11 protein-coding genes are annotated in these 15,071 nt (G+C 47.1%); 8 read left to right on the top strand and 3 right to left on the bottom strand.

The annotated features are described in order from the left end of the window. Window positions 1–32 precede the first annotated feature (32 nt). The 4 genes from AC566Q_RS23105 to AC566Q_RS23090 are packed head-to-tail and all read left to right on the top strand — an operon-like array spanning window position 33 to window position 4,990. On the top strand, window positions 33–2,585 hold the full coding sequence (locus AC566Q_RS23105; protein WP_499611632.1) for an efflux RND transporter permease subunit: 2,553 nt from the start codon (window positions 33–35) through the stop codon (window positions 2,583–2,585). A gap of 9 nt (window positions 2,586–2,594) precedes the next feature. Then, window positions 2,595–3,410: an outer membrane lipoprotein-sorting protein gene (locus AC566Q_RS23100; protein WP_499611627.1), complete on the top strand. Its 816-nt coding sequence runs from the start codon at window positions 2,595–2,597 to the stop codon at window positions 3,408–3,410. Further along, on the top strand, window positions 3,410–4,765 hold the full coding sequence (locus AC566Q_RS23095; protein WP_499611625.1) for a hypothetical protein: 1,356 nt from the start codon (window positions 3,410–3,412) through the stop codon (window positions 4,763–4,765). Before AC566Q_RS23100 ends, AC566Q_RS23095 begins: the two co-directional genes overlap by 1 nt. Window positions 4,766–4,774: 9 nt before the next feature. Beyond that, complete coding sequence (locus tag AC566Q_RS23090; protein ID WP_499611622.1) at window positions 4,775–4,990, top strand: YgaP family membrane protein; 216 nt, start codon at window positions 4,775–4,777, stop codon at window positions 4,988–4,990. Between the two features lie 110 nt (window positions 4,991–5,100). Here the strand turns inward: AC566Q_RS23090 and AC566Q_RS23085 are convergent, their stop codons facing one another. Then, window positions 5,101–6,144 carry a CobW family GTP-binding protein gene (locus tag AC566Q_RS23085; RefSeq protein ID WP_499611618.1) on the bottom strand — a complete coding sequence of 348 codons (1,044 nt, stop codon included), beginning with the start codon at window positions 6,142–6,144 and terminating at the stop codon, window positions 5,101–5,103. Between the two features lie 180 nt (window positions 6,145–6,324). Between AC566Q_RS23085 and AC566Q_RS23080 the strand changes: the two genes are divergently transcribed. The 3 genes from AC566Q_RS23080 (at window position 6,325) to AC566Q_RS23070 (ending at window position 9,474) form a co-directional block, all read left to right on the top strand. Beyond that, window positions 6,325–7,284, top strand: coding sequence for an alpha/beta hydrolase (locus AC566Q_RS23080; RefSeq protein WP_499611612.1), 960 nt, complete (start codon window positions 6,325–6,327; stop codon window positions 7,282–7,284). 162 nt (window positions 7,285–7,446) lie between these two features. Then, window positions 7,447–8,424: a DUF1852 domain-containing protein gene (locus tag AC566Q_RS23075; protein WP_499617602.1), complete on the top strand. Its 978-nt coding sequence runs from the start codon at window positions 7,447–7,449 to the stop codon at window positions 8,422–8,424. A gap of 21 nt (window positions 8,425–8,445) precedes the next feature. After that, window positions 8,446–9,474, top strand: coding sequence for a methionine synthase (locus AC566Q_RS23070; protein ID WP_499611606.1), 1,029 nt, complete (start codon window positions 8,446–8,448; stop codon window positions 9,472–9,474). Window positions 9,475–9,647: 173 nt separating this feature from the next. Here the strand turns inward: AC566Q_RS23070 and AC566Q_RS23065 are convergent, their stop codons facing one another. Both AC566Q_RS23065 and AC566Q_RS23060 read right to left on the bottom strand, forming a co-directional pair. Then, window positions 9,648–10,940: a hypothetical protein gene (locus tag AC566Q_RS23065; protein WP_494309805.1), complete on the bottom strand. Its 1,293-nt coding sequence runs from the start codon at window positions 10,938–10,940 to the stop codon at window positions 9,648–9,650. Continuing rightward, window positions 10,940–12,031, bottom strand: a complete 1,092-nt coding sequence (locus tag AC566Q_RS23060; protein WP_499611594.1) for a hypothetical protein — start codon at window positions 12,029–12,031, stop codon at window positions 10,940–10,942. Before AC566Q_RS23060 ends, AC566Q_RS23065 begins: the two co-directional genes overlap by 1 nt. Before the next feature lie 253 nt (window positions 12,032–12,284). On the opposite strand from AC566Q_RS23060, the gene AC566Q_RS23055 reads away from it, so the two are divergent. Beyond that, complete coding sequence (locus AC566Q_RS23055) at window positions 12,285–15,065, top strand: AAA family ATPase (RefSeq protein WP_499611588.1); 2,781 nt, start codon at window positions 12,285–12,287, stop codon at window positions 15,063–15,065. Window positions 15,066–15,071 lie beyond the last annotated feature (6 nt).

Genomic DNA, 15,071 nt, shown 5'->3' with positions numbered 1-15,071 from the left:
AATTAGGTTTTATTGTCTTAACGACGGTGATTATGAATAGTATATCCAGCAAACTTGTTGCAATCAGTACGCAAAAGCCATTATGGGTTTATGCCATACTGCTGCTTTTGACCCTCGGCGTTGGTAGCCAGATCCCACGGATTACCATCGATACAGACCCGGAGAACATGTTGGATGCCGATCATCCCGCACGGGTTTTTCACAATCAGACCAAAGCAGATTTTGGCATGTACGACGCCATTGTTGTGGGCGTTGTGGACGATGAAAATTCACAGGGCGTTTACAATGAGTCATCTTTGACTGACATTTTTGACTTAACTGAGTCAATTTTGTCAATTGAGGGCGTGGTAGATGCCGATTTAATGTCTATCTCCACGGTAGACAATATTTCTCAGGCCGGACCGGGCACCATTCGTTTTGAATGGATTATGCCAAACCCACCGGCTGATGAGGCTGCCGCAGCGCAAATTCAAACCAATATTGAACGCCTGCCATTGTTGTATGACACGCTTGTTTCACAAAACGGTAAAGCCGCGGCTATTTACGTGCCTATTCTGGATAAAAACGAGAGCTATCGAATCGCCGAAGAAATCCGCGCCACCATCAATCAGTTTGACGGTACCGAGCAATGGTATATTACCGGATTACCGGTGGCCGAAGATCAGTTCGGTTTTGAAATGTTTGTGCAAATGGGCATCTCCGCGCCATTGGCGGGGCTGACCATCTTTATTCTGCTGTTTATTTTCTTCCGCAATATTCCGCTCATCATTGCGCCGATGGTGGTGGCCATGGCAACCGTTATCGTTACCATGGGCTTGCTGATAGGTTTTGGGTTTACCGTGCATATTATGTCATCGATGATCGCTATCTTCCTGATGCCGATTGCGGTGGTCGACTCAGTGCATATTTTGTCGGAATTCTCCGACCGCTATAAACCCGGTGAAGACTTAAAAGCGGTGGTGAAAGAAGTGGTTGGTCACCTGTTTACACCCATGTTGTATACCTCGATTACCTCATCGGTGGGCTTTTTCTCGCTCATGCTGACGCCCATTCCGCCGGTACAGATTTTTGGCGCCTTCGTGGGCTTTGGGATCCTGTTTGCGTTTTTAGTCACCATTGTGTTTATTCCCGCTTACCTGTCCCGCATGAGTGATAAAGCGCTGAATAATTTACAGGAAGCTCTGCATCAGGACGGCAGTGGCGATGGTTCACGCATTGCTCGTATCGCTCGCGGACTGGGCAAAATTGCTACAGGTTACAAGGGTTCTTTACTGGTGGCGTTTGGTGTGATTTTCGCGGTCTCGGTATGGGGCGTTACGCAAATTCAGATTAACGATAACCCGGTTCGCTGGTTTAAATCTGATCACGAAATCCGTGTAGCAGACCGCGTATTAAACGAGAATTTTGCCGGTACCTACAATGCCTATCTGGTATTAACCGACCGTACTGAGCAGGCCACGCCACAGAGCATGCTGGATGGCGAGGCTATGCCTGCGTCGCTGCAAGACTGGCGCGAAGAAACGTTGGCAGCGGTGCAGGACGGTGCACCAGGCGAAGCCCTACAAAACCTGATCTTTGCCATCGACGATAAACTGTTTGATGACCTCACTACCGAGGAAGTCGATTATCTCGATGCGGTAATGGCAAACGTGGAAGCGGCCAACAGTCAGAGCAAAACCTTTCAGAACCCTGAAGTACTGGCCTATATTGAAAAGCTACAGCAAACCCTGCAGGACTCCGGCTTAGTGGGTAAATCCAATGCACTGCCTGATGTAGTGAAAGTGGTTAATCGTGAGCTGCGCTCAGGCGATCAGAAAGACTATGCGTTACCAGACAGCAGTAATGCCGTTGCGCAAACCTTATTGCAGTACCAGTCGTCACACCGGCCAAACGATCTGTGGCACTTTGTTAAGCCGGATTACCGCGCAGCGCTGGTATGGCTGCAGCTGACCAGCGGCGACAATCAGGATATGACCGCCGTAGTACAACTGGTTAGTGACTATATCGACGCCAATCCACTGCCTGCCGGCATTGAAGCCGACTGGGCCGGTAAAGCCTACCTCAACGTAGTGTGGCAGGAAAACATGGTAGCCGGCATGCTCGACAGCTTAATGGGCGCCTTTGTGATTGTGTTTGTGATGATGATAGTGCTGTTTCGTTCATTGGTATACGGTGTGCTGGCCATGTTGCCGCTTACCATCACTATTACCTTCATTTATGGCCTGATTGGTATTGTGGGTAAAGACTATGACATGCCTATCGCGGTGCTCTCCGCGTTAACGCTCGGCTTGTCGGTGGACTTTGCTATTCACTTCCTGGAACGCGCCCGGGCGACTTTCAACGATACAGGCAGCGTTCAGCAAACTATGGCTATTATGTTTGAAGAGCCGGCAACCGCCATTTCGCGTAATGCACTGGTGATTGCGCTGGGCTTTACCCCGTTATTGTTTGCCCCGCTCGTACCCTACATCACCGTTGGTGTGTTTCTTGCGAGCATTATGGCTATCTCCGCCCTGGTAACCCTGTTGTTATTACCGGCGGTAATGAGTCTGGGCCGTAAAATCGTCTTCAAGTCGGCGAATTAAGGAGTGGTTATGAAATTCACACAATTTGCTAAAACAACCCTGGCTGCGACAATTCTGGCAGCCAGTAGCCTGACACTTCTGACACCCGCTATGGCAGAGGTGAATGTAGACCAACTGATCAAACAGGCCGAAAAAGCCGCTTACTATGCAGGTGACGACGGTCGCTCTGATGCCCGCATGATGATTGTAGACAGCCAGGGCCGTAAACAGTTGCGTCAGTTCACTATTTTACGCAAGGACGTAGAAGACAACGGCGACCAGAAAATGATGGTGTTTTTCTCTCGTCCTACCGATGTGAAAGACACGGTTTTCCGGGTAGAGAAACATGCCGATACCAATGTGGATGACGACCGCTGGTTGTACCTGCCTGCGCTGGATCTGGTGAAACGAATTTCAGCAGGCGATAAACGCACCTCCTTTGTGGGTTCGCACTTCTTCTATGAAGACGTGTCTGGTCGTGCCGTATCCCAGGATAACTTCTCACTGGTAGAAGAAAACGCAGAGCGGTATGTACTTAAAGCGGTGCCTAAAGATCCAGCCTCGGTAGAATTCGCCTACTACATCGTCGAAATCGACAAGGCCACATCCTTACCGGTACTGATTAACTTCTACAAAAGTGATGATACTAATTACCGCCGCGTAGAATCGGTGCAGGTCGATGAAGTACAGGGTTTCCCCACCGTACTGCGCTCAAAAGTGTCCGATCTGGCTAACGGCGGATACACCTTAATGGAGTTTCGCGGCTCAGAATATAACGTGGGATTGCCGGATGATGTGTTCACCGAGCGAAGCCTGCGTAACCCGCCAGTGCAGTGGATAAAATAATGCGCCGTTCGTTTTTATCCTTAGCCGCATTCTTAGCCATTGAGGCTGCTCTGGTAGCAGTACCGGTGCTGTACTCCGGCGAATCGACTGCTCAGGAAGCTCAGACCAGCAGTGATGAGTGGGATGCCTGGGATGAGTTTGATGAATTCGAGGAAAGCGAAGAAGTATCCCCCTTTACCTGGGCAGGCTTTGGGGAAATTGCTGTGGGTCAGCGCTTAAATTCCGACCCGGCAGTAAATACCGATAAAACCTTACGGGATTTACGGGTGCAGTTACAGGCCGACTATACCCTCGAAGCGTCAACCCTGGCGTTTCGGGGTGACCTGTATTACGACGGTGTCCTCGACAGTGTGGAAGTGCAAATTCGCGAAGCGGCCTGGCAGGGCAATCTGGCCTTCTTAGGTGATTGGGGTAGCAAGTTCGACGCTAAAATCGGTCAGCAGGTATTAACCTGGGGCACCGGCGACTATGTGTTTTTAAATGACATGTTTCCCAAGGATTATCAGTCCTTCTTTGCTGGTCGGGACGACGAGTATTTAAAGGCGCCCAGCCTGTCGGCCAGGTTATCCGGCTATTTTGACTGGGTGAATGTGGATCTGGTGGTTACTCCGCAGTTTGAGCCGGATAACGGTATTACCGGTGAGTACTTTTCCTTTTTTAATCCGCAATTCGGAATGAATGTCGCACCGGCGTTTGACGTGCTGGATAGCAACGAGCCAGATAACGCCGAGTGGGCGTTGCGGATGTATCAAACCGTCGGGCAAACTGAGCTCGCCTTCTACGGGTATCGGGGCTACAACAAAACGCCGATGGCGGCCGATGAGCAAGGCTTGCCTCGTTACAGCCGCTTAAATGTGTGGGGCGCCAGTGCGGTTAAGCCGCTCGGACCGGGTCTCGCCAAGTTTGAATATGCTTACCACGATGCCATGGAAGACGATGACGGTACCAACCCTTTAGTACCTAATAGCCAGCACCGGTTTTTAGTGGGTTACGAGCAGGAACTGATTGCCAATTTAACCGGCAGCGTGCAGTGGTACGCCGAGCATATTGTTGATCACGATGTGCTGCTTGCCAATTCTTACTGGCCGCAGTACGAACAGGAAGAGAGCCGTCATGTGGTGACGACCCAGTTAATGTACCGGGCGCTCAGGCAAACGCTGACTCTGAACTGGTTTAATTTCTATTCGCCTACTGATAGTGACGGCTACATGAAGTTTCGTGCTACCTATTCACCGGTGGATGAGTGGCAGATAAACGGCGGGGCCAACCTGTTTTACGGTGATGAGCCCCACACCTTTTACTCACAATTTAACGACGCCAGCAATGTGTATGCGTCTTTCCGTTATTTTTATTAGGAGTTAGTTATGTCTGCAGAACGTGCGTTAACCGCTTTTGCCGGATTTATGGTGTTGCTGTCTGTGGCACTCACCTGGTTTGTTCATGAAAACTTTTTATGGTTTACCGTGTTTATTGGCGCCAACCTGTTTCAGCAAAGCTTTACCGGTTTTTGTCCAGCCACCATTATTTTACGTAGGGTGTTTGGCTTTAAAACCGAGAAAGAGCTGGCGCTAAATCAGTAATTAGCTGAAATTTCGTTATTAATTTAAAGTAAGTAAATGCTTACTCTTTAACTTTCCTCATTGATGGATGTTCCCATCCGTTCCTTGCCCCGGCTGTTGCGGGGCTTTTTTTATGAGGTTAAACACGCCAGCATCTCTCCCTCGATTTGTGCCCAGTCCAAGGGTTGGGTACTGATAATTTCAATCCGGCTGTCACGGCGATAGGCAACTTTGTCGAAGTCATGTTCGTCTTTTACGCGGTTATAAAACACCCATACCGTACCGATTTTGATAACACCTTTAATACGACTGATAGGGTCGAGTTCATTAAGCAGGGCTTCGAGCTGCCAGTAATCAAAACAATCATCGCGGTGAAATATCCAGCCGCAGCTGTAAAGGCCATTGCCATCGCCGGTTTTTCGCACCGGCTTACCCGGCTCCGCGATTTCAGCATGGTCGCCGTGGTCATGTGTATGCTCATTCGTATGCTGGTGGTTGTGCTCGTGGTCGTGGTGAGCGTGATGATGTTGATGAGATTCAGGAAACTGCGCTTTAAGCTCACCGTTTCGTACTACGTCCAGTAGCGCTAGATCAATAACCGAACGGGTGGTGCGGCCCACGTATTGCTTGGGCGGAAACATAGCATTAAGGCCGTTTTCGGTGGCCGCAATCTGCTCTGCACTGGCCAGATCGCACTTGTTAATCAGCACCACATCGGCAAGGTTTAACTGGTCGTGAAAGGTTTCGTTGTTAATCACCTCGGGCTCGCCCAAAGAGCGTGGGTCCAGCAGGCAGATAGTGGCGCGTAAATCCAGTTTATCGCGAAACGCGGGGCCGGTAAGCGTATCGATGATCCCTTCAGGATGGCCAATACCGGTAGGTTCGATGATTAGCCGGTCGGGGCTGGCCTGTTCAATCAGCGCGCGAACCGTTTTACCCAGCGAAGCGCCAAGGGCACAGCAAATACAGCCTCCCGCCAGCTCTTTTACGTGCAGACCGTTTTGATCGGGTAACATTTCCTGATCGATACCCACCTGGCCGAACTCATTCACCAGAATCGCCCAGTTTTCGCCCTCTGGTTTATTGGCCAGCAGGCCATTTATAGCAGTGGTTTTGCCCACGCCCAGAAAGCCGGTAATGATATTGGTGGGGATCAAAGGGGTGTTCTGGCTCATCACTTCTCTTTCGCTTTAAAAAATGAAACACTGCTAAGCAGCAATACTGGTATGGTACAGCATGGCGTTATAGCATAACAATTCAAGGGTATGCAGCATGCAGTGCCCGGTAAAACACCATTACTGAATGACGCATAAAGTCTGGATGCTCCCATTGAATAACCACCAAAGAGAACACTCATGGCTATAACCGATCCGCTGGTTGCGGATGAATTATTACCCTCCCTTAATGCTTTATTGCAGCTAACCGAGCAATCGCCGCCCTTAAACGGCGCGAATCTGGGGTTTTATCGCAAGCGCGCCAGAGTAGGGGGCAGCAAGCCCCTTGATGATGTGCCTTTTGAGGTGGTGGATGTAGCCGAGGGGCAAGGATACCGGGGCTTTCGACTTTGGGTAATCAATACAAATGCGAATGCTCTGGCGCGGCCGGCAGTACTGCACTTTCATGGCGGTGGGCTGGTAATGGGCAACTGCCAGAATTCGCTGCCGCGCATGCAAAGCCTGGCCAAAGCATTAAATTGCGCGGTGGTATCGGTGGAATACGGCCTGGCGCCTGAAGTGGGGCCCGACGAGGCGCAAAAACAGCATCAGGCTGCGCTGAACTGGCTCATTGCACAGGCCGGTAAGCTGGCAATTGATACTAGCCGAATCAGCTTATTGGGCGTGAGCGCCGGTGGCTGCCATGCCGTAAATCTGGCACTACGCTGTGCCGATAATAAGATGATAGGTTTAGCCGGTATGGCGCTGCTTTATCCTATGCTGGATGACAGAACCGGCAGTACCGTGATGCCGCCAGCACATCAGGGGCAGTATTTATGGACAGCCGAACAGAATCACTATGGCTGGCGAACCTTCCTCGGCAAAGCCCCTGGTAGCGATAAAATACCCAGTCACCATGTACCAGCCAGAGCGAAAACCCTTAGCGGATTGCCACCTACCTACATTGCGGTGGGAGAACTGGATTTGTTTTATGCCGAAAACTGCTTCTTTGCCGAAAGGCTTAAGGCTTTAGGTATTGTAACTGAGCTTTTCACTGTGCCCGGTGCATTTCATGCCTTTGAGTCCATAGCCCCGCAAAGCCAACTGGCGGATGAGTTTAATCAGCGCCTGCTGCAGGCACTGGATCGGTTTTGCCACTAATCAGTGCTTCTTCTATACCAATTAAAGTATGCATTTTATTCATAAATTAATGAAATAAAGTCACTTTTATTCATGTGAATTGGTGCGTATAACTCTCTCAAGTTCTGAACACTTAAGGTGTTTGGCGAGTTTTTAGTTCTTGGAGCAGGGTAGCAGATGACCATGAAAGATGATTTTAGCTTTTCCATAAAGCGCGTTTGTTTCGATGAAGATTACCGTCCATCAGAGAACACGCGAATTACTACTAATTTCGCCAACCTGGCCCGTGGTGAATACCGCAAGGCGAACTTGCGTAACGCCCTGGCGATGATAGACAACCGCTTTAATGCCCTGGCAAGCTGGGATAACCCGGCGGGTAATCGCTACAGCGTAGAGCTTGAAATTCTATCGGTGGACATTGATATCGATGGCAGCGGGCAAGCTTTTCCGACCATTGAAATGCTGCAAACTTATATTGTGGATAAGCAAACCAACGAGCGCATTAACGGTAACGTTGGCAACAATTTCTCCTCTTATGTGCGTGACTATGATTTTAGTGTGTTGCTGCTAAATCATAATAAAAACCAGGCGGGCTTTAGCATCCCGGACAATTTCGGCGATCTGCATGGCAAGTTGTTTAAGTGTTTTGTGAATTCGCCGGAATATCAGCGGGCATTCGCTAAGCTGCCGGTGATTTGTTTGAGTGTGTCTGACAGCAAAACCTATCACCGCACCGAGAATACCCACCCGGTACTGGGTGTTGAGTACCAGCCAAACGAGTCGTCACTCACCGAACTGTATTTTCAGAAAATGGGCCTGCAGGTACGCTATTTCATGCCGCCAAACAGTGTTGCGCCGTTGGCTTTTTACTTTTTTGGCGATCTGCTGAACGACTACACTAACCTGGAGTTGATTAGCACCATAGCCACTATGGAGACGTTCCAAAAGATATACCGGCCAGAGATTTACAACGCCAATGCAGTGGCCGGGCAACAGTATAAGCCTAACCTGAAACACCCGGATCATTCGATTACCCAAATAGTGTATGACCGTGAAGAGCGCAGCCAGCTTGCTATCGAGCAGGGGCGGTTTGCCGAACAGTACTTCATTAAACCTTATCAGGCCGTGCTGGAGCAATGGTCTGCCAATTACACTAACTAACCACCTAAAAGCAGACTTACTATGAAAACCTTATTACCTGTGTGTAGCGCCGGCAGTTTGCCTAAGCCAGCCTGGCTGGCACAACCTGAAACCCTGTGGTCACCCTGGAAGCTGGAGGGTGAGGCACTGGTGGAAGGGAAGCAGGATGCGCTGCTGCTTTCGTTACAGGATCAACTCCGCGCCGGTGTAGATATTGTTAGTGATGGTGAGCAATCCCGTCAGCATTTCGTCACCACGTTTATCGAGCATCTTAGTGGAGTGGATTTTGAAAACCGTAAAACGGTAAGAATTCGCAATCGTTATGATGCCAGTGTGCCGGTAGTGGTGGATGCCGTGGCCAGAACAAAGCCGGTCTTTGCCGACGATGCCCGGTTTTTACGTAAACACACCGGGCAGCGAATAAAATGGGCCTTACCAGGGCCGATGACGATGATTGATACGTTGTACGACGATCATTACAAAAGCCGTGAAAGACTGGCCTGGGAATTTGCCAAAATTCTTAATCAGGAAGCGAAAGAACTGGAAGCCGCTGGGGTGGATATTATTCAGTTTGATGAACCAGCCTTTAATGTGTTCTTTGATGAAGTGAATGACTGGGGGATCGCAGCGCTGGAAAGAGCCATTGAAGGCCTTAAGTGTGAAACCGCGGTGCATATCTGTTACGGCTATGGCATTAAAGCCAATACCGACTGGAAGAAAACCCTGGGTGATGAGTGGCGCCAGTATGAAGCGGTGTTTCCAAAACTACAGCAGTCAAATATCGATATTATTTCGCTGGAATGCCATAACTCCCGGGTGCCCATGGAGTTGATTGAATTGCTCCGCGGTAAAAAAGTGATGGTCGGTGCTATCGATGTTGCAAACAATGCGATCGAAACGCCGGAAGAAGTCGCCGATACGCTGCGTAAAGCTTTACAGTTTGTTGATGCGGATAAGCTTTATCCATGTACAAACTGCGGCATGGCGCCGTTGTCGCGCCAAATCGCCAGCGGTAAATTAGCGGCATTAAGTGCCGGTGCGCAAATTGTGCGGGATGAGCTGGGTCGGTAATCATTACATCTATGGCGTTTCCTGGAATAGAAAATCGGCCCCTGAGGTTCAGGGGCCAGGTAACACTTATCCTGACGGTATAAGGTGTCTGTAATCCTTTTCACTCAATCCTTCTACAGCACATTTTCATGTCACTTGCTAATTAACGCGTTTTCACTGGAGAGGAAACATCTTTAGCCACTTTGTTTGCCTGATTCCTTCTTCGACTCATAAGCGGCACTCACTCCGGTACTCTTGGTCAACACATCAAGATAACTCAGGTTATTGCTACATTTCGTTATCAGATCTGCGAGCTCCGATAGTTCATTACCTTTTACGTAATAGAGTCGTTTGGACAACGCATCGACTTCTCGTTTCATGGTCTCGCTACCTTCACCTGAATAGGTTTGTACGACCTGGTTAAACTTACTGTTTAAATAGTCGTTCATTGTCTTTTCGGTTGGTAATGAGCCCAATAAAAGAGCGATAATTATGAAGCCATCATTTTGTCCTATGGAGGAATTTTCACGTTTCCTTCTTGACAGGAGCAGTCCTAAAAGCAACCAGGCGGCATCTGCAATCTCCAGAGCCTTGCCATCTCCCTGATTATCTTCCTGGTATTCTGTCAGGCGCATAAGGTCCATTCTAAAATGCTGAATCAAACCCATTGCTCGGAGTTCTACCAGGCCTATGCCGAAGTTTCTTGCTCCTTGGTTTAATCCACTTAGAACGTTAAGGACATCAAAGAATTCATTATCGTCATCAACAATTCTTTTTACAGCCTCTCTGTCTTTTGAAGAGGTAAAAAAACTCTCCGAGTAATTTTTTACGTGTGTTTTTTCAGGCGCCGATCTTCTGTTAATGTCAGCTTGTACGGAAAACTGTAACACGGAACGAAATACAGAGTCTTTAAACGCTTCTTCTATCGTTTCGACCAGTTTTTCCAGCTTTTCTTCTAGCTTTTCCTGCAGCATCTCCTCAGGGGCATGAGCTTCATGAGGTTTGACTACTTTGCCATCTCTTCCAGGCTTGGGGTTGATAAGGTGAGCTCGCTGCTCAGTAATATATAGATCTTTTGCATACAGAAGAACGGCTGCACATGCCCTTTTAGTATCAGATATAGAACGTGTAAGTCGGGAGTTCAAATCTGAGATACGTTCAACATGTTCTTCCCATAACCGAATTTGTTCCCGAATAGAGTCATTGAGTTGAATATTCTTGGCAATACCTGCAATCCGAATCGCAACGACCGCGCCGGCGAAGCCCAGAGCCCAGCCACCAAGTGCGTCAAACAGGCCGGTATCTTCTTGCGATAAGTCAGGCCTCATTAATTCGGTGGGAAGCAACTGAAATTTTATAGTCAACCAAAACAGGGCAAAAGTGAAAGTACCAAAAAATAATGTCAGTATGATTAGTTCGCTAACAGGCCCAAACAAGATCCTTCTAAACCAGCTTGCTGGATTAGCCTTTGCATTGGAATTGATCATCAGATACCACCTTGGCTTCTTTCATCAGCACCGTTGGCTAGAATCTCCTCAATTGCTTTTCTCTGTTCTTCTGATATGCCACCAAGTTTGTCTTTAATCGAATCAATCCACTGATGATTTTCAGATTCGGCTTTATAGTTATCGATGAGGCCCTTGAGCTTAACTTCAGCAGCATCACTGTCTTTCAGCATTAGTGAAAATAATTCATCATAAGTTCGTTCTGCGAATTGTAAAATAAACGTTACCAGGCGGTGTATTTGTGTTGGGTGCAATGTCCCTTTGCCGAGTGGGATATCGATAGATATCTTTAGTTCACCGTCTCTTGGATCCAGTGACATGGATAAAAACTTATATTCAAATTGAAACCAGGCGATAGCCATACTGATTAAGCTATATTCCGTTTTGTTCAGATCAAACTCATAAAGCCAGGGGGTTTCAAAGCGCAGTAGATCGTTATCTGAGTAGTTGATGACTATTCGAAGGCTGGCATCTCCCTTGATGTTGATGTAATTGTCTGTGGAAAAACCAAATACAAACCGTTGTTTGTCTTCATCATGCTTGAAGGAATAGTCCTTTTCCTCGAGATATTGCTTTACGGCATCAGAAATTGATTGTGGAGCGTCAACGTTAGCAGTCGAAGCGTCTACCTCAAGTGCATCTTCCGGTGCATTTTCGACAGTTTCATGCGCCGTTTTTAGCACGCCAAGTAAAACCGTTTCGGCATTATCTAAAATAGGTTCAAACTGTTGCTCAAAGCTGCTACTTTCTTCGTCCGTGGCATCATAAACGACGGCGAACCCGTCCTCGTCTATCATTATAACCACGCCCGCCTCTTCATTTTTTTGCTGAATCTGCTCTTTATCTTTCAGACGCAAAAACTTTTGGGCTAGCTCTGTAAGTGAAGTTTCACTGTACAAGTTATAGAACAAGTGAACCTTATTCTCATTGCCATACATTCTGATCGAAACAGGCAATCTATTTTCTTCTCTTTGACGAGAAATAATAAATGGCTGCTCTGAGGTTACGGACCAGTTTTCTTTCTGGTCAGCAATGCGGGTAAGCAGTTCGCGGTATGCTTGTGCTGAACTCATGAATGACTCCTTTCAAATACTACAAATACGTCGTCAACTGACCACATGCGAGGATACATCAATAGCGATAAGTAAAAACCTATCTACCATGTTTAGTTGTCATTTAAATTGAAAAATGTCACTGATTCAATAGTCTAATTGAGTAATATAGCTGCCAGGGCCAGACTTTTGAAGAACTATTGCTATTAAATTTACAGGCGTCATGCGACTATAATAGCTATTTTCAGTTCATGTATTACAGGGATCGTTTACCTTGAGAACGCTGTTACTTTTCGCGAAATATATCGCCCTAGAAGAAAGCCAAAAGAAGATCGATTTAGACCACGTCGCGGCGTCTTTTTTATGCCTGGAACCTTTTGCCAAAGATCATTCGGCCCCCCTGATTGGGGAACTTCAAAACAGGTTTAAGTCGGTTGATATTGGCGAAGAGTTTATGGCAGATCGTTATAAAAACGACCTGAGTAGCGTGTTGCTCAGCTATATGGCTGAGAAACCGGTTTTACCTTTTTCTGACCAGGTTTCTTCTTTTTTACAAGAGCTTCGTCCAGCCGCTTCTAATGATGATTGGGTATCAGTTACCGAAATATTTGTTTTACCTGAGATGGCTGTTGATTACCGGGAAAGCCTGAAACAACTTGAACAGCTCAAAAAGGCGTTATGTGAAGAAGTAGTCGGTCAGGAGCATGCAATTGAAGACCTGATTGACAGTATGTCGAAAGCCGTATGGCAGCCACAGCAGAACCGGCCACAGGGAGTGTTTTTCTTTGCGGGCCCTCCGGCATCGGGTAAAACGTTTTTAGCCGAACGCTTTGCTCATCATTTGAAGGATGAATACCAGTATCGTGTATTCGATATGACGCAATACACTAATGCTAACGAGAGTTTTGGCTTAGTCGGTGCGAAGAAAACCTATGATGATTCTGCGCCAGGTGAGCTGACAACTTTTGTTGAGAAATTTCCGAAATCGATCATTGTGTTTGATGAGTTTGAGAAGGCCCATACCCAGGTACTATTATCTTTGCTGCGGATGCTCTCAGCCGGCTTTGTAACAGACGAATATACTCAAAAAGATATTGATTTCCGCAATACTATAATTGTTTTTACGTCGAATCTTGGTGGGACTGTTTATAATAAGCCGGATTACCTTAAAACTATAGTGGACCAGCCTGTGCAAGCCCGGGCTGCAATGCTCTCGCACCTGCGAAACGAAACTAAAATCGAACGAAGTCACGAAGTAAAAGCGATACCACCAGAGCTACTTTCCCGCCTATCCCAGGGCAGTATTATATTGTTTCGTTCACTGGGCGTTAACGAGTTAATGCTGTTATCTGGCAAACAGTTGAATCGCGAATTAAGCTTTTTCACTCAAAAAAGTAAAATCGATTTTCTGCCCTATGAAAGTGATTTAACTCGTCTGTTATTATTCACATTTGCGCCGTTTTTTGATGTGCGTGATATCAAATCGAATATCACTGCAAAAGTGGTTGATCCAGTAACTGACTTTATCAGAGCCCATCCTGAATCGGACTTTGACCAAGTTCAGATTACATTAGGCGCAGATATAAAAGACATGCTGGCCAATAATGAACTTTCTGAGCATTTCGATGCGTTAACGTTACGCGGAGAAGTGTTGTACATGGAAGCATCATGTCGTGCGAACGAACAGGTACTGATATTAACTTACTCCAATCCAAAGCAAGAATTACTCTTACATGTGGATGATGTGGAAGCTGATGGCGGTATTATATTGGATATGCCTGATGTTGGCTTTGACGACATCGCTGGCCATGACGTCGTGAAACAGCGCTTACTGGAGACAGTCAGAATTTTAAATCACCGGGAACAACTTGAGCATGCTGGTGTAGAGCCTCCTAAAGGCATGGTGTTGTTTGGTCCCCCGGGAACGGGAAAAACTATGTTGGCGCGAGCACTCGCCAGTGAGGCTGGCCTGCCAATAGCAACCTGTTCAGGTACTGATCTGCTGTCTGATAATTTTATAAAGGAGCTGTTCATTCGAGTTAGGAAATACGCACCTTGTATATTATTTATAGATGAGATTGATGCATTGCCGAAGCGAGGTGAAGCCGGGCCTGGAGCTGACGCGTTAATGAATCGTTTGCTGACTGAGATTGATGGATTTAGTAAAAATAAAGGCGCGGTTTTTATTGTCGCGGCTACCAATCGGCTGGATAAGCTTGATGAAGCATTATTACGTTCCGGAAGGCTTGATCTTCATGTCCATGTTCCATTTTTGGATAAAAATGCCCGGCGCTGGTTTATAGAAAAGTTCTTGCAGTTAGATGTTTACGAAGAGGCTATAGACGTTGATTTAATTGTTTCTTTAACAGCTGGTATGAGTGGTGCAGATTTAGAAAAAGTGCATCGAGAGACAGTGCTTCAGGCTCTAAGTAAGAATACTGGCAAAATTGGTCAAAGTACGTTACTGGAAGAAATTAATATTCTTAAATATGGCGCTAAACGGACACTTGATAAGTGCGCAAAAATGCTGGCAGAAACCGCCTTTCATGAGGCTGGTCATGCGGTTATCTCAAAAGTTCTGATGCCAGAAAGAATTATAGAACAAATAAGTATTGTGCCAAGAGAACAAGCTTTAGGAATGGTGGCCTACAACAGGGAACAAGAAATTGATTACACGAAAGCTTTTTGGTTCTCGCAGACATGTGTAGCGTTAGCTGGTCGAGCGGCCCAGGTAAAACAGTTCGGAGATGAAGGATTAGATACCGGTGCCAGCAGTGATTTGAGGCAGGCCATGTGGTCTGCCTGGAATCCTGTTGCCAAATACGGAATGCATCCCGATAGTTACAACTTAGACACCACAGTGTTACATGAATGGAGCGGAGACGTTTACTTTCAATCTCAGACTGAAAAATTAATCAAAGAGTGGCTGGATGAAGCAACCCTGAAAACTGATCAATTAGTTGACCAATACTGGGAGCAAATAAGCAAGGTAGCACAAGCTTTACTGGAAGAAGAAGTGTTATCAGAAGCGCAATTTAAGTCGTTAATAGAGTAGAACAGT

The sequence above is a fragment of the Alteromonas sp. H02 genome, from assembly GCF_059682525.1.
The sequence above is the reverse complement of the archived record's forward strand: the minus strand, read 5'-3'. Positions and strand labels throughout refer to the sequence as shown.